Source organism: Kitasatospora sp. NPDC004745 (genome assembly GCF_042873275.1).
Taxonomy (GTDB): domain Bacteria; phylum Actinomycetota; class Actinomycetes; order Streptomycetales; family Streptomycetaceae; genus Kitasatospora.
Genome location: NZ_JBIALK010000001.1, coordinates 380,497 through 404,537 on the forward strand (window position 1 = coordinate 380,497; position 24,041 = coordinate 404,537).

Sequence of the window (24,041 nt, forward strand, 5' to 3'; positions counted from 1 at the left end):
TCGACACCAGGCGCCACGTTGCAGGCCGGCCGCTCCCGGCGGATCGCCGCATGCTCGATGCGCCTCGACTCCGGGCGGCCGCACGGCAGCCACTCGACGTCGGTGCGGGCAACCGCGGGCCACCAGCCGAACCACTTCGCGTGGTCTCGGAACCGACGCTGCGGATCCAGACTGGTTCCGATGTACAGCAGCCAGCCTGCCTCGTCGTAGCAGCGGTACAGGGCCGTCGGGCCGGCGGCGGCGCGTTGGCGGCGAAGCTCCAGTTGGGCTTCCCAGCAAGGCCGGCACCGGTCGAGAGGCCAGCGGCCGGGGGAGTGCTGGCCGCAGTCGCGGCAGGGGCCGGGGCCGTTGCTGCCGAGATCGACTCCATGCATGGAAGTAGGGTCCCAGCCGACACTGACAGGGGCCGGTTGTCAGTCCGGCAAGTCGTTGCGGGGGATGTACTGCCAGCCCTGCGCGGCGAGCCCCTCGTGCATCCACGCCAAGGTGAACTCCTTGAATAGGTCCGCGGGCCGGATGTCGTCGGGGAGCTCCATGGTGGCGAGTAGCCGGCCGCCGGCCGTGGCACCGGTGTCGCAGGTCCGGCACAGGTGTAGCTCGGCCGTGCCGTCGGGGAACGTGAAGCGGACGAGGAAGGCGAGGCGGCGGTCGCAGTGGGGGCAGGGCGGCAGGTCGCCGCCGGTGATCACCGTGACGTTGGGCATGCGAGTCCTCCCTAGAGGGGTGGCCAGGATCGACCCGCGATCATGCGGAGTCAAGGGCTCCGGCAGGGTGGGTGCAATCATGGAGTTCGAACAAAGATTCGATTAGCCTGATCTGCATGAACACGCTCCACCCCACCTGGTGCGACCCCGCCCACTGCGACGTCCCCGACCGGCAGGCCAGCCTCTTCGCCCGCGGCGGCGCCCACCGCTCCAAGCTCGTCCCCCTCAACCTGGAGACCGAAGCCCGCGGCGAGACCGGCTGGCTCTACGCCGGCCTCTCCCAATCCGCGAGGTCCCCCGCTGGCGTCTTCCTCAAGTGGATCATCAACGGGGAGATCGTCGGCCACATCCCCCTCGAACAAGCCGAACCCCTCGCCTGGCTCATCGCCGACGCCCTCGCCAACCTCCGCGGCGACGACCAGCCCGTCGAACACACGAAAGCGCCCGACCAATAGGCCGGGCGCAGCGAGGGCCGGAAGCGATCAGCTGGGCGTCGGCACCTCGAACGCGTGACAGGGGCTGGAGAACCGCATCACCTGGCCGTTCGAGAAGTCCAACTGGAACAGGTTGGTCCGGCCGCAGGTCGGGCACTTGGTCCTGTCGCCGAGGGGCTTGCCGTCCTCGTCGAAGAAGTTGCGGAGGTGTGCGGCGCTAACGGGAACGTACTTGGGGTTGCTCATAGGCCCTTTCTAGCGGCTCCGAAAATGCCCAACCAGAGCCCGAAAAGGTCACCCAGAATGGCCCGCCCAGTTGGAACTATCCAGGCCACCACGCGCGAGCGTCAGGCCGTCACGCTGGGGCAGCAGCGGCTACAGATCGCGGCCGGACCGCGGTGGCGGCCCGTCGAGGGCAGAGATGGTCGGGCAGGGCCACGGGGTGGCCATGTCCGCGGCGCCGCACGTGTCGCAGGCCGGGTCGACGCCGTCGTAGGTGCCGCTGTCGAGCCAGCCGGCGCGGTCGCTGACAGGCCGGTGGAGTGCCCGGGCGGCGGCGATGCGGGCCTCGGCCTGCTCGGCACGCTGGATCAGCTCCTCGATCGCGGGTGCGATGTCGGGCCATGCGTCGCCGTGGCCGCCCCAGGGCTCCAGCAGGTCTCGGGCGTGCTCCAGCAGGGCGGCCCGCTCACTGGCGGCGGCCTGGGCGGTGGCGAGTTGTTCGGTGAGCTCGGCGACTTGCCGCCGGCGTTGGCCGAGCTCGGTCTCCGCGGCGCGCCGTTCGGCGGCCGCCCGGTCGCGCTGCTTGATGAGGTCCTGGGTGTAGGCGCTGTTCATGCGGCGCTCCTGGATCTGTGTCGGATGGCTCGCTTGTAGGCGGTCTCGGCTGCGCGGCAGTCGGTGCAGGGGCGTTCGCCGCGGCTTTCGTGTTGGCGGAAGCCGGCGTGGTCGCCGTGTCGTCGCTTCTCGGCGGTGAGGATGCCGGCCTGGTAGCCACAATGGACGGCGTTGGCTCGTCCTCGGGCGTCGAGGGCAATCAGGAGCCGGGTGGTGCGCGTCTCGACGGCGCGAACGCTGATGCCGAGGCGCCGGGCGATCTCGGTGTTGGTGCAGCCCTCGGCGATGAGGAGGAGGACGTCGCGCTGCCGGTCGGTGAGGCGGCTCACAGTTGGTCCTCCTCGGCCTTGCAGGCGCAGTCGGGCGAGGTGCAGTCGCCGACCACTTCGCAGGTGCCGCCGCAGTGGGGGTCGGGGCAGGGGCCGTAGATGTGGCCGGCGACGCACAGGTGGTAGCCGCTCATGCTGTGGCCGCAGGGGCATTCAGCGGAGGTCACGGCTGGTTCTCCTCGGCGAGGTGGATCGTGGTGCCCAGGCGCTGGAACGCCTGTTGGATGTCGGCCGCTGTGGCGTCAGCGAGGGCTGCGGCGAGCCGGTCGGCAGTGCTGGGGCCGCCCCCTCCGGTGCCAGGGGGCGTGGCATCGGCGATGAGGTCACGGATCTGGTGGTCGCGGCCGAGCCAGACGAGGAGGCTGACGAGGGCGTGGGAGTGGAGGCCGATGTCGTCGCGGCGGAGGCGGCTGAAGAGGCTGCCGCTGGCGCATCCGGTGACGCGTGCGACGCCGCGCCAGGACAGTCCCTCAGCGCGCCGTTTGGCGTCGAGGGCGGCCCAGAGGGCGGGGCCGTGGATGCGGTGGCTGGTGCGCGGGGTGATGGTCACGGCTGCGGCTCCTCGTGGGTGGCGGCGGCGATGGCGGCCCAGGCGTTGGCGGGGGCCGCCTCGATCTCCGCGCCGCGGTACTCGGTGTCGGAGAGGCGAGTGAGGCGGTCGACGTCGAAGCGGGTGTTGTTCCTCGCGAGGGAGTCCCTGTAGGCGCTGTGCGCGCGGGTGTAGCAGCGGTGGGCGGACTCGGCCCACTCGACGGCTTTGGCGAGGGCTTCGGCGCGGGTCATGAGGCTCCTTGTCTGGGGATGAGGCCGCTGTGCTCGGCGGCGTGGCGTACGGGGTCGGGACGGCCTTCAGGGCTACCTGAACAAGATCCGCGCTGTTCGGGGGAGGAGGTGTTTCCCTGAATGCCGCGGCTGCGGGGTCGGAGGGTTGCGGTGAGGGTGGCTGCGAGGCCGGCGCTGTAGAGGGCGCCGGCCACGGCGAGCAGGTGCGGCGTGGTCACTCGGCGGGCTCAGCTTGGAGGCGGGCGATGCGTTCCAGCGCGGTGTCCGGGGTGAAGCCGTTGACGGACATGTGCGGGGCGGTTGCCTCGGCGATGGCGAGGGCATTGCCGAGGGTGAGCGGCCCGGCTCCCCACCGGGTGTCGTGCCAGATGCCGCAGGTGTCGAGGTACTGGTGGCCGTTGGTGATGGACCAGTAGCCGTCTCGTCCGAGCTCGACGTGGAGTGCCCAGGCATGTGCGTCCGGGCAGCTGTCGGGCGGCATGCAGTTGACGGTGTAGCGGGTGGCTTGGACGCGCGGCTCAGGGTCGGTCACGGGTCGCTCCTGGGTGGGTGGTGGGGCCTGCCGCGGGTGGCGGCAGGCCGGGCGGGTCAGCGGTGGCCGGCTGCCCAGCAGTCGGGGCAGATGTCCCGGCCGCCGGGGCGCTGGTGCCAGCCGTGCGGTCGGGTGTAGGCCCGGACGTCGGCGGCGCGGCTGGTGCCGAACGGGGTGCTGATCTCGGCACCGCACCGCAGGCCGCTGTTGCAGCGGATGACGATGATGCGGTGCGCGCTCACACGGCGGCTCCGGCGGGGACGGCGGCCAGGTGGGCAGCGAGCTGCCGGCCGATGAACTCGGTGTAGGCCGGCGGGATGGCCTGGTTGAGTTCGTCCTTGGTCATCCAGTCGATGCCCATGGCGTCAGCGGCCGCAGCCTTGCTGGAGTTGCCGCCGCCGGTGACGGAGACGAACGCGGTCCACTCGTCGAGCTGGCCGTAGTGCTTCTTGCGCTTGTCGAGGGTGTAGACGAGCGGGTGCCGCGGGTGGTCGCCGGGGGCCATGAGCTGCATGTTCGACTCGAACAGCCGGTGGCGGATGACGCGGAGGCCGGGGAACTGGGTGCCGCACAGGACGAGCGGGTCGATGAGCGGGGCACCTTCGACGTTCTCGATCACCCACGGGAGGCCGGTGGCCTGCAGCAGTGCGCGGGTCTCGGGGATGAAGTCCTCGTACTCGCGGCCGGTGCGGTGTTTGAGGTCGGAGTGGGCCCAGCAGGGCGGCGACGCGGTGACGGCGTCGAACTCGGCGGCGATCCACGCGGGGTCGAGGTCGCGGAGGTCGGCCTGGATGAACTCGTAGGGGTAGTGGGGCTGGGGTTCGCGGTCGATGCCGGTGACGGTGAACCCGGCGGCCGCGTAGCCGGCGGAGGCTCCTCCGGCCTTGCAGCAGATGTCGAGCAGGCGCATGGTGGCGGGTCCTCAGCTGGTCGTGTCGCGGGTGGCGAGGAGGTCGGTGAGCTTGCGCCCGAACAGCTCGGCGTGCCCGCGGGCCTCGGTGAGCTCGGCGCGGAGGCGGTCGATCTCGGCGTCGCGGCGGTCGAGTTCGGGCTGGACGACGGCCTGCACGGCGGCGGCCGCTTCGGGGATGACCGAGTCGGGGTCGGCCTGGGCGAAGTTGAGGCCTCGGCTGATGGCGTGTTCGATGCGCTCGGCGAGGCTGGGCTGCTGGCCGGTCACCGGGCACCGCTGGCGGGCTCGATGTCCTCGGGGGCCATCCACGCGGACAGGCGGTCCACGGAGTCGTCGAGCATCACCCCGTAGCCAGCGGCCATGGCCGGGTTGCGGTGCGACGGGTGGATGTGGTCGATGGTGCCGAGAGCGCCGGCCGGGATGTCGGGTTGCTCGGGTGCCCAGTCGGCGGAGGCGAGGTCGATGAGGGTGCGGACGCGGTCGCCGAGGTCGAACTGGCGCTTGGTCATGGTGGTCTCCGTGGTGTGTGGGGCGTGACGCCCCGTCTGGGGGCGTGTGGGCGGTCGGGTGGCGCTGGGTGCCGGGTGGGCCGTGCGCGGCCGCTGTGGGTCCGGTCCTGGCCGCGCACGGGGCCGTCAGGCCATCAGGCAGCTGGCGGGGTCGATGCCGTCGCAGTTGCCGCAGACGTGCGGGTGGCCGGTGAGGGCCTGCGCGAGCTGGTAGCGGGCACCGAGGGCCTCGACGCCGGGGTCGGTGTGGTCGCGGATCAGGTCGTCGAGGGAGGCGAGGGCTCGGCGGCCGGTGTCGGCGAGCCGCTCGTTCTCGGCGCGGAGCTGGTCCTGGCGGGTGATGGCGCGGTCGCGGAGGTCGGTCATGCCAGCCAGTTCGGGACGGAGCCGATCCGCCTCCGCGCGGGCCTCGTCGCGTTCGGTCTCGGCGCGGCGGCGCAGGTCGTGCGCGGTGGGTCGGTGTCGGCGCTGGACGGTGAGGGTGTACGAGTCCTCGGGGTGCTGGCCGTCCTGGAGGTCGAGGCTGACCTCCGGGGGAAACGTGGCCTCCGTGACGAGGTAGTTCTCGGCGCCAGCGTCGTCGAGCATCTCGCGCATCGAGGCGACGAGGATGAGGAGCATCTCGCGGGCGGGCTCGATCGACAGGCAGACGCGGCCGTCCTCGACGGTGAGGCCCTTCAGCATGGTCTGGGCGCTGATGCCCTCGGCGATCTCGGTGGCGAGTTCGTCGGCGTGCTTGGCCAGCCGCTCGTTCTCGGTCTCCAGCTGCCGGACCCGGGCGAGGAGGGCGGGGACGTCGGCGCGTGCGTGGGCGATGAACTCGGCGTCGGCCCGGTCCGGCCAGTACTCGGCGTACGGGGTCCCAGTCTTCGGGGCTTTGAGGATCTGGTGATTGAGGATCTGCTCGCCAATCTCCGGGACGCCGGAGGGGATGCGGGCGTGGACGCCGTGGAGGGTCCACACGCGGTCGTCCTCCTCGACCCACCACTCGCCTTCGGTGGCGGCGTCGGCGCGGGCCTGGATGGCGGCGAGGTCGAGAGGCGCATCGGGCTGGCTCATCGGGCGTCCTCGGGGTGGAGCGGGGACCAGAAGCCACTACCCGTCACGTCGAAGCGCTCCGGGGTGCCCCCGTCGACGGGCCAGCGGACGGCGGGTTCGACGGCGTCGCAGCGGTGGTGCGTCTCGTGGTGCCGGCGGGGGAGGCTGCACCGGGCGCTGGCGGCCGGCAGGGTCTCGGGGCAGCGGATCTGGTCGTCCCATTGCGGGGTGTCGACCGGCTGGGGCTGGCTCATCGGCTGGTCTCCTGGCTGGCGAGCTGGTGGTCGGGGCACTCCCAGTTCGAGGCGATGTGCTCGCGGTAGTGCGTCATGGTGATCAGCTCGACGGTCGCGCCCTGGCGGATCTCGCGGGCCCTGCTGTCCTTGCGGGGCGTGAAGTGCCGACGGGCCTGGTCGGGGGTGGTGATGGTCCATCCGCCGTCGCCGGTGACGTGGGCGAGGGTTGCGGCCCGGATGCAGCCGCAGGCCTGGCGGTAGAGCCATCCGCACTGGTCGAGGGGGACGTGCCGGCCGTCGAGCTCGATGCTGACTGTGGGCTGGGGCTGGCTCATCGGGCGGTCTCCTCGGTTGTGATGGTGCGGACGCAGGCACGGCAGGTGATCACCGTGCCGTCGGTCTTCAACTCGTCTCGGGGGCCGTTCATGTAGCCGCACGGCGTGAGGAGGGCGGTGGTGTCGTCCGGCAACCGAACGGGTCGGGCGGCATGCGTGTTGCGGCCGCCGCGGAGGCGGAGACGGTGCGGGTAGGCGCTCATCGGCTGGTCTCCTCGGTGGCGGTGCGTACGGCATCGACGTAGCCCTGGGCGCGGTCGGCGGGGTGATGGAGGTGGGCGATGGAGGCGATGCGCTGAGCCAAGCCGGGATCCGAGGCTGCAGTGCGCTCGCCTTCGGCGTATCCGGCCCTGTAGCCGGCCGACGCGAGGGGCTGGGTGCTCATCGGGTGGTCTCCTCGGGCTGGTTGGCGAGTTCGAGCAGGACGTCGGCGTGGCAGAGCTGGCCGATAGCGCACCGGCAGACGAGGTCGTGGCCGGCGAGGTCGGCGCGGGCGTCGGCGAGGGTGAGGTGCGGGTCGCCGTTCTGCCAGAGGCGGACCTCGCCGGCCGGGGCGACGAGAGCCTGCCGGTACAGGTCGACGCACTCCGCGCGGGTCATGTACCGGATCCAGTGCGGGGTGACGCGGCCGTCGCGCAGGTAGTGGTGCCAGCGGCCGGCGGAGCTGATGCGGGTCTCCAGCTCCCAGTCCGAGCCGTCGAGGGCGGGGACGCGGGCGAGGGCGTCGCGGGTGCGCCAGCGCCAGGGGTTGGCCCAGCGACTGCCGGGGCCGACGTAGATGGCGCCGACGGGGGGACGCCAGCCACGGACGGGCGGGCGATGCAGGCGGGCGGGCACGGTGGTCTCCTCAGGCGGCGGGGTGGGTGGTGGCGCCGGTGCTCCACGGATCCCGCACCGGCGTTGACAGGTAGCGGGCCGCTTCGTCGTTCACCGACGTGAACAGCACCGGAAGGATCGGATTCGTGATCGCGATCCGGATCGGCCCCGACATGGCCTGCAGGCCATCGGCCAGGTAGCGCGGGTTGAAGCACACCCGGATCCGGTCCGGACCTTCCATCTGGCAGTCCAGGCGGACACTGCCGCGGGCGAGATCACCGCTGGCCGCCGCGACCGTCAGCCGGTCCGCCGTGAACTCCATCCGCAGCGGCTTCTTCTCCTCGGTGACCAGATGGATCCGTCGGACCGCGGCGAGCAGCTCACCGGCATCGAGCTCGACCTCTGCCGCATATTTGACGGGGATGACCTTGTCGACCGGCGGATACGCCTCACCGATCACCCGGATGATGCTGGTGTGGCCACCGCTAGCGAAGCCGGCCAGCATCGACTCCGGTCCGGGCAGTGCCAGCTGAACGTCGGAGACCGCGCCCTTCACCGCCTCGGCCACGGCCTTCGCCGGGACGACTGCGGTCTCGAACGGCACACCTGTCGGCTTCCACGGAACCGTTCGGAACCCGACCCGGTACCGGTCCGTGGTTGCCAGCGTCAGCTTGTCGCCCTTCGCGGTGAAGCGGATGCCGGCCAGCGCCGGGATCGCACCGATATCCGGGTCGGCCAGGTGGGCGATGTCGGCGACGGCCTTCGCCAGAACGTCGCCGGCCACCGTTCCGGCCGGGGCGGGCATCTCGGGCAGCCGCGGGAAGTCGACGAGCGGCATCGTCGCGAGCTGGAAGTCGCCGCCCGGACTGTGGACGGCCATCACGCTGTCCTCCAGGGTCAGTTCGACGTCCCCGACAGGGAAGCTGCCGACGATCGCGGAGAACGTCTTGGCAGACACCACGGCCCGGCCCGATGACGCGATGTCCGCGGCGCAGCAGGCCATGGTGCTGGTCTCCCCGTCGAAGCCGGCCAGCGTCAGCTGCGTGCCGTCGGCGGTGAGCAGCAGGCCGGCACGGATCGGCTCCAGGAGGTTGCCGGGCACCTGCCGGGCGGCCCACGCGGCCGCCTCGGCAAGCGTCTTCTGGTCGGTGCGCAGCTTCACGCCGCTTCCTCGCCGGTGAACAGGTCCAGCTGGCCGGGGATGACGGTGAGCAGCGGCGCCTCGGTCAACTCGGGCTCCGGCTGCGCCTCGGACGGGGTGGCGTCGACGGTGAGGTCGGTGGCGGGGAACAGGGACATCTGCATGGCGATCTCCTCGCAGAGGCGGGAATCGTGATCTGTTGGCCGCGTCGGCGGCGCAGAAGGTGAAGGGCGGTCAGGCGGCGGTGCGGCGGGCAGCGGCACGCTGGCGGCGGTCCGCCCGGTACGCGTCCGCGCAGGCCCCGCATGCGGCCTCGCCGCGATAGCGATGGGCGTCGGCGCCGCCGGGGGTTCCGTGCTTGATCGGGCGCAGCCGGGTGTGCGGGCGTGTCCGGAGCTGCCGGCCGTACTCGCGGTTCGCGGTGGTGCAGGCCTCGCACGGCTTCTCGCCGTGGTCGAGGTGGCGGTGGTAGGCAGCCTGCGTGCCACAGGGCTTGAGCTGGCGGGGGAGTCGCAGACCGCACGCGGCGAGAAGGAATTCGATCTCGGCGTCGGACGGGTTCGGATTCATGCCGCTTCCTTGTCGGAGGTGTGGCGGTGGGGTACGTGAACTCGGTTCAGGCGCAGCACTCAAGGACGCTGCGCTCCTGGCCGGTCAGCAGCATCTGGACCGTTTCCCGAACGCGAGCTGTCTCGGCGCTTTCCACGTGCGTCCGGAGCCCCGCGTAAACGGCATCGAGTCGACCTTCTGCCTCGGCCAGCTCGAACATGTCGAACACGACGGCGCGCATCCCGTTGAATGCTCTCGGGGTCATGTCCGCGTTGCCGGCGGGCCAGCCCATTCGCTCGCAGATGAGTCCCGCGCAGACGGCGGCCAGGTGGAAGGTGCTCGGCTTGATCATGGCTGCCTCCTAGGCGGCGAGGGCGAGGCGGGCGAACAGCTCGGCGGCGGCCTTGTTCGTCTTCGGCCGGTACACGGCGAGCGCGGCGGTGATCTGGTCGGCGGTGAACGTCTTCGCCGAGACGCGGAGGACGACGAGCCGGCCGCTGGACTTCGAGCGGCGCAGCTTCAACACGGTGATGGTGTCGACGCCCGGGCCGGCGGTCTTCGAGAACGCGGAGGCGAAGCGGTCGGCGGTGGCGGCGTCGAGGCCGCGGGCGATGAGGGCGGTCTTCGCGGTGAGGGGGCCGCCGGTGCGCAGGGCCTGGGAGGTTTGGCGCTGGTTGTGGGTGCGGGCCTTGATGATCTGGCGGGCGGTGCGGGCGGCGGCGTTCACCGGAGTCTCCTCAATGGGGAGTTGGGCCGCTTTGCGCTGCCCTGACGACTCCAGTATGAGGCCAACATGTTGGCCATGCAAGAGGCCAACATGTTTGGCTGCAAGATCTTTTTGGAGACCAACGCCGTGGCCTTCCCGGTGGCCAACAAGCATGAGACCATGACGCGCATGACCAGCTACGAACCCGACCCCAGCGCCGCGAAGACCTTCGCCAGCTACAAGAAGGCCTACGAAGCCGAGCGTGACCTCAAGCCTCGGATGAAGGAGGTCGCCGAAGGAGCCATCCGCACCGGCGCCAGCAACCAAGAGCTCGCCGCGCTCACCGGCCTCACCCCCGAGTACTTCCGCAAGCTCGCCGCCGCCATCGGTGTCGACAACCGCCGACGCGCACCCACCGTCGGCCGCGAAGTCGAAGCCGCCCGCAAGGCCGCCGAAACCGCCCAGTAGCCCGCCCTGCCCCGTAGGCCGCCGGCCCGCTGCGCCGAGCGGCCCTCCGTGCTGCCCGCTCACAACCCCAGCCCAAGGTCGAGGACACGAATCCCTTCCGCCGCGGCCCGCCGCATGCAATCCCGCGTCCCCGTCGAACGCCCCAGCGGAAACGCCAAGCACACCGTCGCACCACGGTCGACCATCACCTGATTCCGGCGATGCCCAGCCAGCGGGCAGTAGTCGCCCCCACCCCGCCGAACCCGCCGATGCCCAGGCGGGCACCCAGGCACACACGGCCCCGCCCAATCCGCGGCAACCGCCTCGCAGGCAACGCCCCAGTCCCGCCGCCGCCACGCCCAGACATCCGCAAGCGAATCCGCCCCCGGCGCCGCCCCATGCACCACCACAACACCCGGCAAGCCGGCCTGCAGCACGTCGTACAAGGCATTCGTCAGCGGCTCCTCCACGGCAGCCGCATCCACCCACAGGCGCGACCCCGTCACCAGAATCCGCACAGGCCCGCTCACGACCACACCCCCACCGCCGCGCACCGGATGCACGAGAAACCCGCCGGCGGAAACCCGCGACAGCTCCCGCACGTCGGCTCCCCGCCGCCCTCGACCAGCAACACCAACTCCGGCGCCCACCCAAGCCACAGGAGCAAGCGCAACAGCAGATGCGCATCCGGTGCCCCACCCCGCGACATCCGCTTCAGCGCGCTCGCCGACGTCCCCAACGACACCGCCAGCAACTGCTGCGACAGGCCCAGCTGCGCCCGCCGCTGATCCACCAGCGCCAGCAGCCGCACCGGATCCAGCCGAACCCCGCTCACCGCACAACCCCCGCGGCCACCAGCCGCACCATGTGCAGCGTCCGCGGCACCACCACCCCACTCACCGGCCGACACCACACCCCCACCGCCGCACCGCACCGCCCGCAGTCCACGTCGAGACCCGGATGCCGCAACCGGAGCAGCCGGCGCGTGTGCTCGTCACGCTCCTGCTCGCCCTCGTCGATCAGGCGGCGCAGCTGCTCCCCGGCGGAGGCCAGGCAGGCCGTCAGGTGGGCGTAGGCCCGGGAAAGTTCGCCGGCTTCGACGGGGGTGAGGCGCCGCTGCTCGACGGCTTCGAGGAGCCGGGCGACGCGATGCGCCGGAGGGAGCGGCGCGGTGAGACGGCGGGGCGGTTCGGCAAGTGCGGCGGCTCTGTTCGCCATGATGGCCTCAAATCGGGGAGAGAAGGCGGCAAGGGGCGACGATCTGGGGTGGCCTGGACTGGTTGCCTAGGCGGGGGTTTTTCGGGGCTCTGGGGCGGCTCGTAGGGCTCGGCGCTCTCGAAGCGCAGTCGGTAAGCACCAAAGCGCCATGAGGTCATGACGTTCGCGACGGCTGCGCCACAGTCACGACCCGCCGTCCTCGAACCCCCCATCCGCATACGCATCCGCCAGGTACTCGGTCCGCCACTGCCGGAAGCAGCTGCCGCAGCGCCACGTCGTGCTCAGGTGCGTGCCGTCGTCACGCTGGTCGACGATCCGCGCCGCGGACAGGCACACGGGGCAGTGCTCGGAGAGGGTCATGAGAGCGCTCCAGTGGGGGAGTGACCGGTGAACCGGTCAGCGTCGATGGGCGTGTAGGTGCGCCAGGGCCACGAGCCTTCGGCGCCCTGACATACGAAGGCCGGCCAGTGACGCTCCTCGCGGGCCCCGCGCCACAGGACCACCCGGCGGGCCCGGTCCTCCTGGGCGGAGCGGGCGTCCTCGACCGGGCGCAGCCCCATCCCGTACTCGGGCCAGCGCAGCCACAGGCCGGAGCCGACGGGGGCGAGCGGGCGCGGCCCCTGGCCGTTGCCTTTCGCGGCGTGTGCCTCCAGGACCATCGCGGAGTCCGCGACGAGCCGGGCCTGGTCGAGGGCGACGGTGACCGCACGGGCGTGCCGTTCGTCGTTGGGGTCGCCTTCGTGCAGCCGGTAGATCGGTCCGACGACGAGGAGGTCTGGCTGCACGGCTTCGACGCGCCGCATCAGCCAGGCCCGGCCGGCAGCCCGGGTGAGGTCGACACCTTCGGGCCGCAGGTCGAAGGCGAACTGGCCGCGGCGTACCGCCATGCCCTGCTGCTCGGCGATCTCGAAGAGCCGGCTGTAGTGGCGGCGGGACTGGCGGACGTTGTTCTCGCAGTCCAGGACCAGCACTCTCTTCGGCCCGTGGGCGGCCGGCCGGCCGTCGAACGGAAGGATGCCGGCCGCGATGCACACGGCGATCTGTCGCAGCAGCACGGACTTGCCGCCACCCTCGCCCGCAGTCCAGATGCACCTTTCGCCGCGTTCCAGGTAGCCGGGGCTGACCCAGTCGTAGCCGGGGTCCGGGCCGTCGAGGAAGTCGAGCATGTCGACGACGGGTGCGTCTTCGGCGGCCCGGCCGGCGTCTCGGACTGTGCGGGTGAGGCCGACGGCCTTCTCGGCGAGGTCGCCGGCGTCGGCGTCGGTGTCGGGGATCCATCCGAGCTGGGCGATGCGCTGTCCGGTCTCGATCAGTGCCCGCCGCTGCGCGAGGTCGCGGATGCGCCAGGCGAGCCATTCGGCGTCGCCGCCGTAGTACGCGGCTTGTACGCACGTGGCGAGGTAGGCGCCCCCGCCGACTCGGCCGAGGGCCTTTCGGCTCTGGAGCTCGGCGGTGACCGTGTACAGGTCGATCGGTTCGCCGCGGTCGGCGACGGCGCCGATGGCGTCGTGGATCGTCTCGTGTGCGGGGTGGTAGAAGTCGGCGGCGGCCACGGGGTGGTCGCGAAGCAGGACGCGGGCGTTCGCCGTGGTGATGATGCGGCCGAGGTAGGCCTGCTCGGCTTCGGCATCGTGGGGCCGGGGCCGGTCGAGGTCGCCGAGCTGGTCGAGGTCCGGCGTGGTGACGGTCACTAGAAGACTCCCCGGTCTGCGTACGTCTGGTAGCTGCTGGGCTGCTGGCCTCGCTGCTGGGCTTGGGCGCGGAGCCGGATCGTCGGGTACTTCTGGCGGAGCTTCGGCATGGAGAGGATGTTCGAGCGCCAGAACTCGTCCGCTTGGGACCAGCGGATCGCGCCGAGAACGTCGGGGAGGGCGATGCCGTCTTTGTCGAGCATCAGGCGGGCGGCGTCGCGCCAGCCCTTGGTGATGTTCGGACGCTTGGTGCCGTTCTGGGCGACCAGGTCCGCGAGGAGCGTGCACGCCTCCTCTACGTCCGGCCGCTCCGAGCGGGCGGACCGGATGTCGACGACATCCGCGACGAAGAGAGAAGGGGAATGGGGTAGGGGTAGGGGAAAACGCCCGCGCGCGCGCGTTGAGCCTGCCTCCGCCCCTTCGGGAAGGGGTTCCGCAACCCCTTCCTCAACCCCTCCGGGAGCGGCCGCGGTAGGGGGCTTGGGGTCCGGCTCGTGGAACGCCGCGTGCAACGCCGCGATGTGCCTCGACACCTCCTGCAGCGGCGACAGGCCCTTGCGGCCCGGCTCGTCGCTCAGCTCCTCCAGCGGGATCCGCTCCACCTCCGCCAGAAGCGCTGCCCGCAACGGCCGGGACGAGATCTCCAACGCGCCCGACACCATCGCACCCATCACCTGCGGCTGCTTCCAGACGCCGTCGTTGCGCACGAACGAGCGCACCAGCAGCTCCTCCGTGTCCTCGTCGACCACCACGAACCGACTGGCCGAGAGTGCAGCGAGCTGACCACGCAGAACCTCCGGAGTCAGCCCTGCGGCCCGGGAGCTCCAACGCTTCAGCGTCAACGGCAGCAGACCGGCGTGATTCAGGTTCGGCTGGCTGATGAGGAACAGGTAGAGCCGCTGAACGTCACCGGGCAGGACGGTGAAGTCCGGGTCGTCCCAGATGCGGGTGAGAACCCGTCCGTGACCACGTGCCATGTCGGTTTCCGATCAAGATGAGATTGAGGTGGATTCGGTCTGCCGTCGAGCGCTGCGCTTGTTGAACAGCGGTTGCTCCGCAGCGATCGCCGCACGTTCGGCGGCGAGGGCGTCAACCTCGGTCGACCAGTGCTCCACAGACACGAAGTCGGCCTCCGACCACCAAGGCGCCTTCCTGCGGTGCTTCGGCCAGCGTTCGCGCAGCTGCCCCGAAACCCCCACGTACAGCAACCGCTTCCGAGCATCGAAGAACCGGTAGAGCGCGGTCTCCGGGAAGTAGCCGGGTTCCTCGGCCGCCATCGAAAGCCGAGGGCCCGGGGCGGTCCGGTCGAATGCACGAACAGCAAAGGTCCGCAGGGGTGGCATGAGGCTTCTCCTGAGAAGGTCTGTGACTGGTCTGACGTAACGGGTCTAGAACGGGGCGTCGGCCTTGCCCTGCGACGCCCCCCATCCGCCCGCCGAGGCCTCGGGCTTCGACCACGGGTCATCGGAGCGGTTCGCCGACTGCGCTCCGCCCTGGCCGCGGTTCGCCCGGGTGACCTTCGCCGTGGCGCTGCGCAGGCTGGGGCCGACCTCCTCGACGTCGACCTCGAACACGGTCCGCTTCTGGCCGTCCTTCTCGTACGAGCGCTGGTTGAGCCGGCCCTGCACGATGACGCGCATGCCGCGCTGCAGTGACTCGGCGACGTTCTCCGCCGGCTGCCGCCACACGGTGCACGTGAGGAAGAGGCTCTCGCCGTCCTTCCACTCGTTGCTCTGGCGGTCGAAGGTGCGGGGCGTCGACGCGATGCGGAACTTGGCGACCGCGACGCCCGACGGGGTGAAGCGCAGCTCGGGGTCGTCGACCAGGTTGCCGACAAGGGTGATCAGGGTCTCTCCGGCCATGGCCGTCCTTCGGTTGAGGGTGGGCGGCGGCCTCCGCTGTGAGGATGCGTGGGGCCGCCGCAGTGCTGTGGATGGACCTTGGTCCGGAGTGCCGGGGGAGCGGTCAGGCCGCGGTGATGAGCTTCCGCCGCTTCCTGCTGAGGGCGGCCCGCTGGCCCGGGGTGAGGCCGCCCCGGACTCCGTAGCGGCCCTTCGCCTCTCGGTTGCCCTCCTCGTCGAGGACCTCTTCCAGGCAGGCTGTCGCGACGGGGCACCGATTGCAGTAGGACCGCGCGGTTTCAATCTGCTGACGGCTTGTCGGGCCCACGAACGAGATCGGGAAGAAGACGTTCGTGTCGACCTCTTCGGCGCGGCATACCGCGCGCTCACGCCAGTTCACCGCGCAGCTCCCATCGTGCGGATCCCGTCGGGCCACACGGCCTTGGTCAACGCCGCCCTGTTCGCGGCCGGCATCACGGCGATCGGGTGGTCGAGATAGTCCCGGCCAGCGGCCATCAGGACGACGGCGTCGGCCTGGTTGTCGTCGCCACCAGTCGTCCAGGCAGGCCAGCGGCGGGCGGCGGCATCGACCACGGCGGACTTGGTGGCGGAGCCCTTGCCAGTGGCGTACAGCATGCGCTGTGACGGGGCCATCAGCGCGACGGGAATCTCGTGGGCGGTCAGGCTGCGATAGACCTCCCACCACAGCCACGCGCGTTCGTGTCCGCCTCCGCCGAGAGAGGCCAGCGAGGGGCTTTCGAGGACGACGAGGTCGGGGTTGCCGACGGCGAGGATGACGTCGCCGAGGACGCCGAGGAGGGACTGGAGCCGCTGGACGTGCGGCTGCGTGGTGATCGCGTCTTTCTTGTGGTGGGGTTTGTAGCCGACGGACTCGCACCAGCCGAGCGACGAAGCGATGCCGGTGGCGGTGAGGCTGGTGTCGAGGCCGATGACGGTGGGGCCGTGGGTGAGGGTGCCTCCCGGGGGAGGGAGGAGTGTGGTGTCAGTCACGGGTGCTCCAGGCGGTGACGGCGTACGTGATGAGGGCGAGGGCGGTGCCGGCCAGGAAGGCCAGGGCGAGCGCGTATCGGGTGAGCACGGGTCGTTTCTGGGCGAGGTGGTGGTAGGCCTGGACGGTGCTGACCCCGGTGTGGGTGCACCACAGCAGGGCCAGCCAGAAGGCGCTCAAGCGGCGATCTGTGTGGTCGGGGTCGCGGAGATGCGGTAGTGGTTCTCGTTGGCGGCCTGGAGGTCGTGCAGCCGGTCTTCGAGTGCGATCTGCCGTTCGGCGAAGTCCCGGCGGGCCGCCTGGGCCTCGCGGCGCAGCCTCTCGTTGTCTGCCCGGTAGCGGGCGCAGGCCCGCAGTGCCCGGCCGAGACGTTCGGCGTGGTCGACCGCCGTGTCAGCCCACTCGTTCGCCTTGACGATCAGCGCGGCGTTCTCGGTCCGCGTCGCAGCCAGCTTCTTTTCGACGGCGATGATGTGGTCGGCGAACCGTTCGGACTGGCGGAAGCTCACCAGTTCCTCGTTGCTGCTGATGCGGAGCGCCTTGTTGAGCTGGGCCACCCGGGCGTCAAGCCGGGCGATGCGTTCGGCCTGCTCAGCTATGCGGCGTCTACCGAACAGGTCCATCATGTCCTCCGGTGTGGGTGGCGGTGCTGGTGGCGACATCAGCCGGGATCAGGCCCAGGCCGATGGCGAGCGCGACGGCGTGTGCGGCGTTGTGGGCCCCGAGTCGTTCGAAGAGGCTTCGGCCGATCAGGCGGGCGGCGTACACGGTGATGCCCATGTCGCGGGCGATCTGCGGGAAGTCGCAGCCACGGGCTTTGCGCGTCATGAAGTCGGTTTCGACATCCGTGAGCGCGGTGATCGGGGTTCGCGCGGTCACGAGGCCACCGCCACAGGCAGTCGCAGGAGAGGCCATGACCCGTCGATGACCTTGTCCGGCGCCCCGCCTTGCTCCGGCGTCGCCCGCGTCCTGAACCACTCCTGCAAGCCGGCCTGCTGCTCGGCCCTCCACCCTTGCTGCGCGCCGTAGAGGCCGGCCGGGCCGAGCGCGTTCAGCCACGCGTACTTCTGGAACTGGGCCTCGGCGATGAAGAGAGCGGCGAGCGCGTCCGCCTCGGCGGTGTGCCAGTCCGTGAGACGCACACCGTAGATCTCGGCCGTCGGCTTCAACTTCCGCCGCCCGCTGCCCTTCCGGAAGCGGTCGACGTGCTTGTCAATGACGTGCGGGTCGATGAGCGCCGGGTGGGTGGCGGCGATGCGCTCACTCATCGGGGCGAGGTCATGGCGCCGCAGTTCGTGTGCGAGGACGGTCCAGTCGAACGACAGGTTGAACGCGACGATCGGCACCCCGGCGTTGATCGCGTCGGCTAGCTGGACGGCGATCTCCTCCAGCGCGGCCTTCGGTTCCTGCCCTTCGGCCTTGACCTGCTCGGTGGTGATGCCGTGGACGGTGGTGGCCTCGTCGGGGATCGGCACACCGGGGTTGATCAGCCAGGTGCGCTTCTCGTTGGCCTGGTTGTGGCCGCCACGTAGTACGAGGGCCGCGGAGACGATGCGCGCCTCTTCGGGGAGGGGACCGGTGGTCTCGGTGTCGAATCCGCCGCGGCGGACCTTGAGGAAGTGCATGGAATCCTCCGCTGGAAAGTAGGGGATGCTGGGAGGACGGGGCCGCGCCTGTTACGAGCGGGCGCGGCCCCGCCGTCCGTCTCAGCCAGACGTGCGCTCTTTGCCGATTCGGACGACCATCGCGCCGATCGGTTCCTCGTCGCCGACTTCGTTGGTGACCAACGTCTGGGCCTGGCGGCCCTGCTGGAGCTCGTGGTGGATCTGGCGGAGCCGGCCGACACTCGTCGCCGGATTGGTGATCTCGTCCAGGTAGGCGGCGGCCGGTCGCACTGGCGCTTCGCCGCGCTCCATGTGGGATGAATCCGGATCGGGATCCGACGTGGGCGTGAGTCCAAGGGTCAGGAGGATGACGCGCAGCGCGACTGACTGGGCCTTCGCTGTGGCCTTGTCCGCCGAGTCGAGAGCCTCGCCGGCCGACTGGACCGGCGGCAGGCTGTCACCCGCCGGCCCCATTAGCTGCCATGTCACGAGGACCGTGCACTCGTGCATCTTCTTGTTGTTCGCCGAGGTCGCGTCCCGGTAGGTGGCCTCGACCTTGAGCGGTAGGAGGTTGAGGCCGTGCGAGAGGGTGACCGGGCCGAAGGTGTTCACCGTGGTGTCGACGCCGCGGAAGTTGAAGCGGGTGCCGCCGCCGTTGTACTGCTCCCCCTTGCTGATCGCCCGAACGTCGCGGCGGGCGCGGAGCCACGCGATGTGGACGGGGACCATCTCGGGGTCGCCTTCCCGAGGCTCGTAGGCGCCGAGGTCCGGGATGACGTCGACGACGGGGGCGGCCGTGTCGTCCGCCTGGGGCGGGGTGGTCTCATCCCGGCCGGCCTTCTCGGCGGCCCGCTCGGCGAGGGTGGGCTGAGTCATGCGGCGTACCTCTTCCGGACGTCGTTAGGGATGCTGATCTGGTCGTACGCGCGGTCCTCGACGCAGTCCGCGAACGCCTCCGGCCAGCGCTCGGCGAGCCGGGCGAGATCGGCATGCTGCTTGGACCGCCGGTCGACGGAGTAGGCAGGGCGGTCACCCAGAACAGCCATCTCGGTGCCGCCCAGGGCCGCATACAGCCGGGCCTGGGCGCCCTTCCGGCGCTTCTCCGCCGCCGCCTTCTCCGCCACCGCCGCGAGGTAGTCGACGAGGGCGTCCTGGGCGTCGTCGTCGCGGTCGATGTGCACCACGCCGGAACGCTCTGGGTGCAGCCGCCGGTACAGGTCGAGCAGCGGATCCGGATCCGCGTCGGCATCGAGGACGGGCGGCCGGCCGTCCAGGATTCGCTGCCACAGGGCCCCCGCGGCGGCCCGCAGGTCCAGCACCAGCTGCTCATGCTCGGCGACGCGGACGGTGAACTGCCGGTAGTCGTTGCCGCCGATCTTCACCGCGACGTGCATGTGCGCGAACCCGCACACGTCGGCCTGGTGCAGGGTCTGCGCGAGAACGTCGTCCGGGCAGCCACGTCGCCACATCGGCGCCTTCATCTTGTCCCGGCACTTGATCTCCAGCGCACACTGCGCGCCGGGCTCGATCGGGCAGGCGTTGACGCGCCGGTCGAGAGTGCACATCTGCCACGGCCGGTCGACGTTGGCAACCAGGCCGACCCGGCGCACCGAACTGCGATTGCTGGCGGCCCACCGACGGGCGACACCTTCCTCGTCGACGCGACCCCAGTACGCGGGCTCCGAGTCGTCCGACTCCAGCGGGAGTTCGCCGCGCTTGTCGTAGTAGACGGAGAGCTCATTGCCGAACGTGGACAGGCCGAGCATGGCGGCGATGTCACTGGAGCCGATGCCGCGGCGGCGCGCTGTGAGCCAGGGCTCGCGGTCGGCGTCGGCGGAGAGGACGAGCCGGGCGGTCGGCGTGACGCGCCGCCCGGCCGCCGGGGCTTCCGGCAAGGTCGCGGTCACTGGCCTTCACCTTCCGGGACGACGGTGTAGTAGATGCGCGGGGTGCCGTCGCCGTGGCGGATGAGGTGGCCCTCGGCAACGAGCCGGTTGAAGTGGCGGCGGATCGTCGAGCGGTAGCTGTGCGACTGCCAGAAGCGGCGGAAGACCGGCTTCGCGCGGCCGACGGTCCACTCGCCCCGCTCGCGGCGAACGGTGTCGAGGAAGTACCGCTGGAAGGCCAGGCGCTGCTGGTGCGGCGCGGCCAGCGGGGGCCGGAGCGACCACGGGTGCCGCCCGGCGGCCGGGGTAGTCGGCCCCGGCAGCTTGGTCACGGTCATCGCGTGGTCACCGCCCCCGCGTCCAGCATCGCGATCTCCGCAGCGTTCTCAGCCTGCGCGCGACGGGAGATCCACGCCATCACGCCACCTCCGGTCGCTGCTGCGGAATGTGAGGGCCGGCGGCGGCGTGCAGGCGGTCCGCGAGATCCCGGGTGTCCGCCGTCGCGAGGAGCATGTTCGCGCCGCCCAGCCGCTCCAGCAGCCGCAGCACCCGCTCGTCGCGCTCCGGGCCCGACGCCGCGTACAGGTCGGCCAGCTCCTGGCCGATGCCCTCCGGGTCTTCCGCCGCCTCGGCGGCGAGCGACAGCACCAGCGCGGACACCAGCGACGTCACGTCCAGCTCCACGCCGATCGACCGGCGGCGCACCCACACCGGGAAGGCTGCGTTGATCCGGTTCGCCGCCTGGGCCAGCAGGCCCTCCCCGTCGAGCAGGGCCGTGACGTTGCGGGCGAGCGGAGAGCCGTAGCGCTCGGCCAGGAGCCGGGCCGTTCGCCGGGCGACAGGGTTCGTGAAGTCGGTCATCGCGCCATCCCCTCCAGAGAGGCCGCCGCGGCGGCCTCACGGTCCTGCAGCGCCCACTGGCGCGGCATCCACTCGCAGAGCGCCCGGACCAGCCTGGTCCGCGGTAGCACTTCGAATTCGTCGGACCCGGTCGTCAGCTCCAGCTGAACGCCCTGCAGGGGCGGCAGCCTCAGGGACCAGGCCAGGCCGCCGGTCGCGCGGCTCGCGACCGCGCCGGATGCCCGGCCGGCCAGGTCGTACCAGGCCGACAGCGCGGCCACGGAGGGGACTTCGAGCGAGATGACCTGCCTGTCCGGCGTCGCCTGCTCGCTGGGGTTGGGAGGTTGGGTAGGCTCTCTGTTCACGGCCTTCCCTCCTTTTCTGTGTGGTGTGAGGGCCGTAGGGCTGCGGGTGGTCTAGCCACCACCGGCAGCCCGGCCCCGGGCCGCGTGTCACGCCGCTTGAAGCTGAGCCGCTGCCCGTTGTCGGATGATCAGCTCTTCGATGGCCTCGACGGTCTGGAGGCGGTGGCCCGGATACCAGGCGGCCTGTGCTGCCGCCCGGGGCGAGAGGGCGTCACGTTCGCGGCGGGCTACAGCGAGGATTCGGCCAGCCTGTTGGATGGCCTCGTCGCGCCTGGTCATGCTGCGGAGCGGACGTCAGCGGTCATCAGCTCATCGAGGCTGATGCCGTAGGCCCGCCGGATCTTTGCCTGAGTCGCGGCACTCGGGTTGCACTTGCCGTTGATCAGGCGGGACATCGTCGACTGGCTGACGTTGAGGCGCCTTGCGATGTTGTAGGCGGTGTTGTCGCCTGCCTGAGCTGCGGCTTTTCGGAGGTACTCGACGTTGAGTCGCACGGTCTCTCCTGGTCAGCAGGATGCTTCCGAATCTGGCAGTAATGCCGGATGTGGAAGTAAAGCTAGCCCCGTGGCGCCGACTGTGCAAGTACTTCCGCATGTGCAAGTTGTGGAGCGTCTGGGGTTGGCGATGGCCGGATCGGCCCCACCTCGTATATTCCACTTATGGAACTACTGCCGGACGTGCTAGCCGCTCGGCTATCCTCCGGACCGGGAGAAGGTGAGGGCATGACACTTTCAGAGCAGTACGCAGCCTGGCTGCGCGACGCGATGCGCGCCGCCGGCCTCGACATCGACAGGCAGCGGGGCGGCGGTCGCCAGGCCCTGGCGCAGGCCGTCAACGTCTCCGCCAGCACCGTAGGCCGATGGCTCAACGGGACCGCACTGCCGAGCCCGGAGAACTTCGAGCCGATCGCCGACACTGTCGGCGTGCCCGTCGTGCAGATGCTTGTTGATAGTGGAATCATTTCGGCCGCATCTCTGACATTCAGCCAGTCAACAGACGTACGATTTCACCCCATCACCCCCGCACAGGCGGCCGATGAGCTTGGCCTCACCGACCCCACAGAACGCGCGCTGTTCATGAGAGACCTGGCTCAGAAGAACCGTCGCCACCTGCGAGCCGCCGACGAGGGGGACGGTGATGCTGTGGCCCAATAACGGGGAGGATGCATGACCACGAGGACAATCACCGCGGCGCTGGCCTGCGCGGCAACCCTCATAGGGATCGCGGCTGCCAGTGCCGCCATCATCGACCATGATGCAGTCGTCGCCGTCATCGGCTTCACATTCGTCATCATCGGCGCCGGAAGCGCAGCCCTTCGCGTCGTGTACGCAGCCATCACCGACACCGCGATGGAGCGAAGCCGCCTCCAGCTCGCAGAAGAGCGCGCAACGTCCGAGTACACGCGCTACATAGCCGCCAGGGCCATCGTGGACGCCGACGCCGAGAGGCTCTGTCGAGAAGCAGCAGGCATCGAGGCTCGAGCCGAGCACCACCTCGCCGAAGAGCGGGAAAAGCTGCTCGTTGAACTCGAGGGCCAGCGCTCAGCCCTGAAGCTCGCCGCCTACAGGCTCGGCTTCAACCACGCCCTGCGCGGTGTCGCCGAGGCCGGCGCCCCGGCGGACCACCTGGCGACCGTCATCCCCATCTCCGCGCTCGCCGTAGGATCCGACTCGACCGTAGGCAGCGGCCAATCATCCTGACCCTGGGGGGTCCGTGTCGAACCCGTCCCATGACGAGCGCATCCCGGCCATCGGCTATATCCGTGTCAGTATGGCCCGCGAAGAGATGATCTCCCCCGAGATCCAGCGAGCCTCGATCGAAGCATGGGCGGAGCGTCGGCGCCGACGCATCATCCACTGGGTCGTCGATCTGGACGCCACGGGCCGCAACTTCCGTCGCAAGATCATGAAGGCCATCGGCTACATCGAGGACGGAACCGCCAAGGAGATCGCCGCCTGGAAGTACAGCCGCTTCGGGCGCCAGCGGCACGGTAACGCCATCAACCTCGAGCGTCTCGAGCGCGCGGGCGGCCAACTCGTCTCCGCCACAGAGGAAGTCGACGCCCGCACGGCCGTCGGGCGTTTCCAGCGCGGGATGCTCCTCGAGGTCGCCAGCTTCGAGAGCGACCGCGCCGGCGAACAGTGGAAGGAGACCCATGAGTGGCGCCGCGCACAGGGGCTCCCCGCCGGAGGCGGGAAACGCTTCGGCTACGTCTGGTACCCCCGCAAACTCCCCAACCTGGACGGGACGTTCACCATCCAGCGGGAGCGCTACGAGCTCGACCCGGCGACCGCGCCCGCAGTCGCCGAGATGTATGAGCAGTACGTCAACGGAGGCGCGGGATTCGACAGACTCGCGCAGCAGCTCAACACGGCCGGGATCTACACCACGCGGAACATGGAATGGTGGGGCCAGACCGTCAAAAACTACATGGACTCCGGCTTCGCCGCAGGCTACCTGCGGGTCCACTCGCCGGACTGCCACTGCGACCCCTACCTCAGCGGATGCCCGAACCACCAGCACCTCAAGGTCGCCGACGACACCGTCCTGCCGCCGATCATCTCGGAGGACACTTGGACGGCCTACCTGGCAAAACGCCAGCTGATCAAGTCGACCCCACCGCGGGCCCGGAAGCCGTCATCACCGTTCTCCAGGCTAGCCCGCTGCGACCTGTGCGGCGGGGCCATGACCCGAGACGTCGTCGGTATCTACACCTACACGCGCTGCAACGTACGGCGCCGGCACGGGACATCCCGATGCGCGGGTACGAGCCTCTCCTACCCGACGCTCGAGCAGGCCGTGCTCGACTGGCTAGGCGAAATCGCCAACGGTATCGACGCCGAGGCAGCCCGGCGGCCGTCGACGCCGGGGATCCTTGACGCCGACTCTGATGACAAGCGTGTCGATGAGCTGACGCGCCTTATCGAGAAGCTCGAGCGGGCAGTCGTACGACACATGCGCAGCTATGCGCTCCTCGAGGACGACGACGCTCAGCTCGAGGCTGAGTACAAGCAGACTCTCTCCAACCTTCGCCAGGAGAAGAGCGACGCGGTCGCCGAACTGGCGGAGCTGAACGGCAAGGGCGCTGCGGATGCGAGCCGGCAATCCGCTCGCGGGAGTGCGCCCGGGGTCGCCGCCGGCCTGCTGGCGGAGTGGGACTCGCTGTCTCCGGAGCGCCTCAACGGGCTTCTGCACAAGGTGATTCGAGAGATCCGAGTGACGGCCGATCGTCGCGTTCTCGTGGTCCCGACCTGGGAGACCTGAGCGGCTCCAGCGTT

Annotated in this window: 49 protein-coding genes; 5 read left to right on the forward strand and 44 right to left on the reverse strand. The window is 70.4% G+C overall.

The features are described from left to right. Positions 1 to 413 precede the first annotated feature (413 nt). Positions 414 to 704, reverse strand: a complete 291-nt coding sequence (locus ACFYUY_RS01635; RefSeq protein ID WP_387897028.1) for a hypothetical protein — start codon at positions 702 to 704, stop codon at positions 414 to 416. A gap of 116 nt (positions 705 to 820) precedes the next feature. Here ACFYUY_RS01635 and ACFYUY_RS01640 point away from each other — a divergent pair, with 116 nt between their 5' ends. After that, positions 821 to 1,159, forward strand: coding sequence for a hypothetical protein (locus ACFYUY_RS01640; protein WP_387897030.1), 339 nt, complete (start codon positions 821 to 823; stop codon positions 1,157 to 1,159). 27 nt (positions 1,160 to 1,186) lie between these two features. On the opposite strand, the gene ACFYUY_RS01645 is transcribed toward ACFYUY_RS01640, so the two are convergent. The 22 genes from ACFYUY_RS01645 to ACFYUY_RS01750 form a co-directional block, all read right to left on the reverse strand. Further along, entirely contained in the window at positions 1,187 to 1,384 is a 198-nt protein-coding gene (locus tag ACFYUY_RS01645; RefSeq protein WP_387897031.1) for a hypothetical protein, read from the reverse strand. 129 nt (positions 1,385 to 1,513) lie between these two features. Further along, positions 1,514 to 1,975 carry a hypothetical protein gene (locus ACFYUY_RS01650; RefSeq protein WP_387897033.1) on the reverse strand — a complete coding sequence of 154 codons (462 nt, stop codon included), beginning with the start codon at positions 1,973 to 1,975 and terminating at the stop codon, positions 1,514 to 1,516. Beyond that, positions 1,972 to 2,304 (reverse strand): response regulator transcription factor, encoded by a 333-nt coding sequence (locus tag ACFYUY_RS01655; protein WP_387897035.1) that lies wholly within the window; start codon positions 2,302 to 2,304, stop codon positions 1,972 to 1,974. Before ACFYUY_RS01655 ends, ACFYUY_RS01650 begins: the two co-directional genes overlap by 4 nt. After that, positions 2,301 to 2,471: a hypothetical protein gene (locus ACFYUY_RS01660; RefSeq protein WP_387897036.1), complete on the reverse strand. Its 171-nt coding sequence runs from the start codon at positions 2,469 to 2,471 to the stop codon at positions 2,301 to 2,303. The genes ACFYUY_RS01655 and ACFYUY_RS01660 overlap by 4 nt, the downstream gene beginning before the upstream one ends. Then, positions 2,468 to 2,854, reverse strand: coding sequence for a hypothetical protein (locus ACFYUY_RS01665; protein WP_387897037.1), 387 nt, complete (start codon positions 2,852 to 2,854; stop codon positions 2,468 to 2,470). Before ACFYUY_RS01665 ends, ACFYUY_RS01660 begins: the two co-directional genes overlap by 4 nt. After that, on the reverse strand, positions 2,851 to 3,087 hold the full coding sequence (locus tag ACFYUY_RS01670; protein WP_387897039.1) for a hypothetical protein: 237 nt from the start codon (positions 3,085 to 3,087) through the stop codon (positions 2,851 to 2,853). Before ACFYUY_RS01670 ends, ACFYUY_RS01665 begins: the two co-directional genes overlap by 4 nt. Before the next feature lie 214 nt (positions 3,088 to 3,301). Then, positions 3,302 to 3,619: a hypothetical protein gene (locus ACFYUY_RS01675; protein WP_387897040.1), complete on the reverse strand. Its 318-nt coding sequence runs from the start codon at positions 3,617 to 3,619 to the stop codon at positions 3,302 to 3,304. 56 nt (positions 3,620 to 3,675) lie between these two features. Then, a complete protein-coding gene (locus ACFYUY_RS01680) occupies positions 3,676 to 3,861 on the reverse strand; it encodes a hypothetical protein (protein ID WP_387897042.1) in 186 nt (61 codons plus the stop codon). Continuing rightward, on the reverse strand, positions 3,858 to 4,529 hold the full coding sequence (locus tag ACFYUY_RS01685) for an SAM-dependent methyltransferase (RefSeq protein WP_387897044.1): 672 nt from the start codon (positions 4,527 to 4,529) through the stop codon (positions 3,858 to 3,860). The genes ACFYUY_RS01680 and ACFYUY_RS01685 overlap by 4 nt, the downstream gene beginning before the upstream one ends. A 12-nt stretch (positions 4,530 to 4,541) precedes the next feature. Beyond that, positions 4,542 to 4,799, reverse strand: a complete 258-nt coding sequence (locus ACFYUY_RS01690; protein ID WP_387897045.1) for a hypothetical protein — start codon at positions 4,797 to 4,799, stop codon at positions 4,542 to 4,544. Then, complete coding sequence (locus ACFYUY_RS01695) at positions 4,796 to 5,041, reverse strand: hypothetical protein (RefSeq protein ID WP_387897047.1); 246 nt, start codon at positions 5,039 to 5,041, stop codon at positions 4,796 to 4,798. The genes ACFYUY_RS01690 and ACFYUY_RS01695 overlap by 4 nt, the downstream gene beginning before the upstream one ends. A gap of 126 nt (positions 5,042 to 5,167) precedes the next feature. Next, positions 5,168 to 6,100, reverse strand: a complete 933-nt coding sequence (locus ACFYUY_RS01700) for a hypothetical protein (RefSeq protein WP_387897049.1) — start codon at positions 6,098 to 6,100, stop codon at positions 5,168 to 5,170. Further along, entirely contained in the window at positions 6,097 to 6,333 is a 237-nt protein-coding gene (locus ACFYUY_RS01705) for a hypothetical protein (RefSeq protein WP_387897051.1), read from the reverse strand. The genes ACFYUY_RS01700 and ACFYUY_RS01705 overlap by 4 nt, the downstream gene beginning before the upstream one ends. After that, complete coding sequence (locus tag ACFYUY_RS01710) at positions 6,330 to 6,650, reverse strand: hypothetical protein (RefSeq protein ID WP_387897053.1); 321 nt, start codon at positions 6,648 to 6,650, stop codon at positions 6,330 to 6,332. The genes ACFYUY_RS01705 and ACFYUY_RS01710 overlap by 4 nt, the downstream gene beginning before the upstream one ends. After that, positions 6,647 to 6,853 carry a hypothetical protein gene (locus tag ACFYUY_RS01715; RefSeq protein ID WP_387897055.1) on the reverse strand — a complete coding sequence of 69 codons (207 nt, stop codon included), beginning with the start codon at positions 6,851 to 6,853 and terminating at the stop codon, positions 6,647 to 6,649. The genes ACFYUY_RS01710 and ACFYUY_RS01715 overlap by 4 nt, the downstream gene beginning before the upstream one ends. Beyond that, entirely contained in the window at positions 6,850 to 7,035 is a 186-nt protein-coding gene (locus tag ACFYUY_RS01720; protein WP_387897057.1) for a hypothetical protein, read from the reverse strand. Before ACFYUY_RS01720 ends, ACFYUY_RS01715 begins: the two co-directional genes overlap by 4 nt. Further along, positions 7,032 to 7,487, reverse strand: a complete 456-nt coding sequence (locus ACFYUY_RS01725) for a DUF4326 domain-containing protein (RefSeq protein ID WP_387897059.1) — start codon at positions 7,485 to 7,487, stop codon at positions 7,032 to 7,034. The genes ACFYUY_RS01720 and ACFYUY_RS01725 overlap by 4 nt, the downstream gene beginning before the upstream one ends. A gap of 10 nt (positions 7,488 to 7,497) precedes the next feature. After that, a complete protein-coding gene (gene dnaN / locus ACFYUY_RS01730) occupies positions 7,498 to 8,628 on the reverse strand; it encodes a DNA polymerase III subunit beta (protein WP_387897060.1) in 1,131 nt (376 codons plus the stop codon). After that, a complete protein-coding gene (locus ACFYUY_RS01735; protein ID WP_387897062.1) occupies positions 8,625 to 8,771 on the reverse strand; it encodes a hypothetical protein in 147 nt (48 codons plus the stop codon). Before ACFYUY_RS01735 ends, dnaN begins: the two co-directional genes overlap by 4 nt. A 70-nt stretch (positions 8,772 to 8,841) precedes the next feature. Then, positions 8,842 to 9,177, reverse strand: coding sequence for a hypothetical protein (locus tag ACFYUY_RS01740; RefSeq protein ID WP_387897064.1), 336 nt, complete (start codon positions 9,175 to 9,177; stop codon positions 8,842 to 8,844). A 46-nt stretch (positions 9,178 to 9,223) separates the two neighbouring features. After that, a complete protein-coding gene (locus ACFYUY_RS01745) occupies positions 9,224 to 9,508 on the reverse strand; it encodes a hypothetical protein (RefSeq protein WP_387897065.1) in 285 nt (94 codons plus the stop codon). Between the two features lie 9 nt (positions 9,509 to 9,517). Further along, positions 9,518 to 9,883 carry a hypothetical protein gene (locus ACFYUY_RS01750; RefSeq protein WP_387897066.1) on the reverse strand — a complete coding sequence of 122 codons (366 nt, stop codon included), beginning with the start codon at positions 9,881 to 9,883 and terminating at the stop codon, positions 9,518 to 9,520. A 75-nt stretch (positions 9,884 to 9,958) separates the two neighbouring features. On the opposite strand from ACFYUY_RS01750, the gene ACFYUY_RS01755 reads away from it, so the two are divergent. Then, on the forward strand, positions 9,959 to 10,330 hold the full coding sequence (locus ACFYUY_RS01755; RefSeq protein WP_387897068.1) for a hypothetical protein: 372 nt from the start codon (positions 9,959 to 9,961) through the stop codon (positions 10,328 to 10,330). A gap of 59 nt (positions 10,331 to 10,389) precedes the next feature. Here ACFYUY_RS01755 and ACFYUY_RS01760 read toward each other — a convergent pair whose 3' ends face one another. The 21 genes from ACFYUY_RS01760 to ACFYUY_RS01860 form a co-directional block, all read right to left on the reverse strand. Then, positions 10,390 to 10,911 (reverse strand): SLOG family protein, encoded by a 522-nt coding sequence (locus ACFYUY_RS01760; RefSeq protein ID WP_387897069.1) that lies wholly within the window; start codon positions 10,909 to 10,911, stop codon positions 10,390 to 10,392. Then, on the reverse strand, positions 10,836 to 11,120 hold the full coding sequence (locus ACFYUY_RS01765) for a hypothetical protein (RefSeq protein ID WP_387897525.1): 285 nt from the start codon (positions 11,118 to 11,120) through the stop codon (positions 10,836 to 10,838). The genes ACFYUY_RS01760 and ACFYUY_RS01765 overlap by 76 nt, the downstream gene beginning before the upstream one ends. A gap of 20 nt (positions 11,121 to 11,140) precedes the next feature. After that, complete coding sequence (locus ACFYUY_RS01770; protein WP_387897070.1) at positions 11,141 to 11,527, reverse strand: hypothetical protein; 387 nt, start codon at positions 11,525 to 11,527, stop codon at positions 11,141 to 11,143. 183 nt (positions 11,528 to 11,710) lie between these two features. Continuing rightward, positions 11,711 to 11,887 carry a hypothetical protein gene (locus tag ACFYUY_RS01775; protein WP_387897071.1) on the reverse strand — a complete coding sequence of 59 codons (177 nt, stop codon included), beginning with the start codon at positions 11,885 to 11,887 and terminating at the stop codon, positions 11,711 to 11,713. Beyond that, positions 11,884 to 13,218 (reverse strand): AAA family ATPase, encoded by a 1,335-nt coding sequence (locus ACFYUY_RS01780; RefSeq protein WP_387897073.1) that lies wholly within the window; start codon positions 13,216 to 13,218, stop codon positions 11,884 to 11,886. The genes ACFYUY_RS01775 and ACFYUY_RS01780 overlap by 4 nt, the downstream gene beginning before the upstream one ends. Continuing rightward, positions 13,218 to 14,195, reverse strand: coding sequence for a hypothetical protein (locus ACFYUY_RS01785; protein ID WP_387897075.1), 978 nt, complete (start codon positions 14,193 to 14,195; stop codon positions 13,218 to 13,220). Before ACFYUY_RS01785 ends, ACFYUY_RS01780 begins: the two co-directional genes overlap by 1 nt. 12 nt (positions 14,196 to 14,207) lie before the next feature. Next, on the reverse strand, positions 14,208 to 14,561 hold the full coding sequence (locus ACFYUY_RS01790) for a hypothetical protein (RefSeq protein WP_387897077.1): 354 nt from the start codon (positions 14,559 to 14,561) through the stop codon (positions 14,208 to 14,210). A 45-nt stretch (positions 14,562 to 14,606) separates the two neighbouring features. Continuing rightward, positions 14,607 to 15,080, reverse strand: coding sequence for a single-stranded DNA-binding protein (locus ACFYUY_RS01795; RefSeq protein ID WP_387897079.1), 474 nt, complete (start codon positions 15,078 to 15,080; stop codon positions 14,607 to 14,609). Between the two features lie 103 nt (positions 15,081 to 15,183). Continuing rightward, complete coding sequence (locus tag ACFYUY_RS01800; RefSeq protein WP_387897080.1) at positions 15,184 to 15,459, reverse strand: WhiB family transcriptional regulator; 276 nt, start codon at positions 15,457 to 15,459, stop codon at positions 15,184 to 15,186. Further along, complete coding sequence (locus tag ACFYUY_RS01805; protein ID WP_387897082.1) at positions 15,456 to 16,070, reverse strand: hypothetical protein; 615 nt, start codon at positions 16,068 to 16,070, stop codon at positions 15,456 to 15,458. The genes ACFYUY_RS01800 and ACFYUY_RS01805 overlap by 4 nt, the downstream gene beginning before the upstream one ends. Further along, positions 16,063 to 16,248 (reverse strand): hypothetical protein, encoded by a 186-nt coding sequence (locus ACFYUY_RS01810; RefSeq protein ID WP_387897084.1) that lies wholly within the window; start codon positions 16,246 to 16,248, stop codon positions 16,063 to 16,065. Before ACFYUY_RS01810 ends, ACFYUY_RS01805 begins: the two co-directional genes overlap by 8 nt. Next, positions 16,245 to 16,694 (reverse strand): hypothetical protein, encoded by a 450-nt coding sequence (locus ACFYUY_RS01815; RefSeq protein WP_387897086.1) that lies wholly within the window; start codon positions 16,692 to 16,694, stop codon positions 16,245 to 16,247. The genes ACFYUY_RS01810 and ACFYUY_RS01815 overlap by 4 nt, the downstream gene beginning before the upstream one ends. Beyond that, positions 16,675 to 16,947 (reverse strand): hypothetical protein, encoded by a 273-nt coding sequence (locus ACFYUY_RS01820; RefSeq protein ID WP_387897088.1) that lies wholly within the window; start codon positions 16,945 to 16,947, stop codon positions 16,675 to 16,677. The genes ACFYUY_RS01815 and ACFYUY_RS01820 overlap by 20 nt, the downstream gene beginning before the upstream one ends. Beyond that, a complete protein-coding gene (locus tag ACFYUY_RS01825; protein WP_387897090.1) occupies positions 16,944 to 17,693 on the reverse strand; it encodes an exonuclease domain-containing protein in 750 nt (249 codons plus the stop codon). Before ACFYUY_RS01825 ends, ACFYUY_RS01820 begins: the two co-directional genes overlap by 4 nt. A gap of 81 nt (positions 17,694 to 17,774) precedes the next feature. Continuing rightward, entirely contained in the window at positions 17,775 to 18,548 is a 774-nt protein-coding gene (locus tag ACFYUY_RS01830; RefSeq protein WP_387897092.1) for an ERF family protein, read from the reverse strand. Next, on the reverse strand, positions 18,545 to 19,579 hold the full coding sequence (locus ACFYUY_RS01835; RefSeq protein WP_387897093.1) for a YqaJ viral recombinase family protein: 1,035 nt from the start codon (positions 19,577 to 19,579) through the stop codon (positions 18,545 to 18,547). The genes ACFYUY_RS01830 and ACFYUY_RS01835 overlap by 4 nt, the downstream gene beginning before the upstream one ends. After that, positions 19,576 to 19,896 (reverse strand): hypothetical protein, encoded by a 321-nt coding sequence (locus ACFYUY_RS01840; RefSeq protein WP_387897095.1) that lies wholly within the window; start codon positions 19,894 to 19,896, stop codon positions 19,576 to 19,578. Before ACFYUY_RS01840 ends, ACFYUY_RS01835 begins: the two co-directional genes overlap by 4 nt. A 79-nt stretch (positions 19,897 to 19,975) precedes the next feature. Continuing rightward, complete coding sequence (locus ACFYUY_RS01845; RefSeq protein WP_387897097.1) at positions 19,976 to 20,419, reverse strand: hypothetical protein; 444 nt, start codon at positions 20,417 to 20,419, stop codon at positions 19,976 to 19,978. Continuing rightward, positions 20,416 to 20,763, reverse strand: a complete 348-nt coding sequence (locus ACFYUY_RS01850) for a hypothetical protein (protein ID WP_387897099.1) — start codon at positions 20,761 to 20,763, stop codon at positions 20,416 to 20,418. The genes ACFYUY_RS01845 and ACFYUY_RS01850 overlap by 4 nt, the downstream gene beginning before the upstream one ends. An 87-nt stretch (positions 20,764 to 20,850) precedes the next feature. Continuing rightward, positions 20,851 to 21,042: a hypothetical protein gene (locus tag ACFYUY_RS01855; RefSeq protein ID WP_387897101.1), complete on the reverse strand. Its 192-nt coding sequence runs from the start codon at positions 21,040 to 21,042 to the stop codon at positions 20,851 to 20,853. Next, a complete protein-coding gene (locus tag ACFYUY_RS01860; protein ID WP_387897103.1) occupies positions 21,039 to 21,257 on the reverse strand; it encodes a helix-turn-helix transcriptional regulator in 219 nt (72 codons plus the stop codon). Before ACFYUY_RS01860 ends, ACFYUY_RS01855 begins: the two co-directional genes overlap by 4 nt. A gap of 228 nt (positions 21,258 to 21,485) precedes the next feature. Here ACFYUY_RS01860 and ACFYUY_RS01865 point away from each other — a divergent pair, with 228 nt between their 5' ends. The 3 genes from ACFYUY_RS01865 to ACFYUY_RS01875 are packed head-to-tail and all read left to right on the forward strand — an operon-like array spanning position 21,486 to position 24,027. After that, positions 21,486 to 21,917: a multiprotein-bridging factor 1 family protein gene (locus ACFYUY_RS01865; RefSeq protein WP_387897105.1), complete on the forward strand. Its 432-nt coding sequence runs from the start codon at positions 21,486 to 21,488 to the stop codon at positions 21,915 to 21,917. Between the two features lie 12 nt (positions 21,918 to 21,929). Continuing rightward, a complete protein-coding gene (locus ACFYUY_RS01870; protein ID WP_387897107.1) occupies positions 21,930 to 22,463 on the forward strand; it encodes a hypothetical protein in 534 nt (177 codons plus the stop codon). A gap of 13 nt (positions 22,464 to 22,476) precedes the next feature. Further along, entirely contained in the window at positions 22,477 to 24,027 is a 1,551-nt protein-coding gene (locus ACFYUY_RS01875) for a recombinase family protein (protein WP_387897109.1), read from the forward strand. Positions 24,028 to 24,041 lie beyond the last annotated feature (14 nt).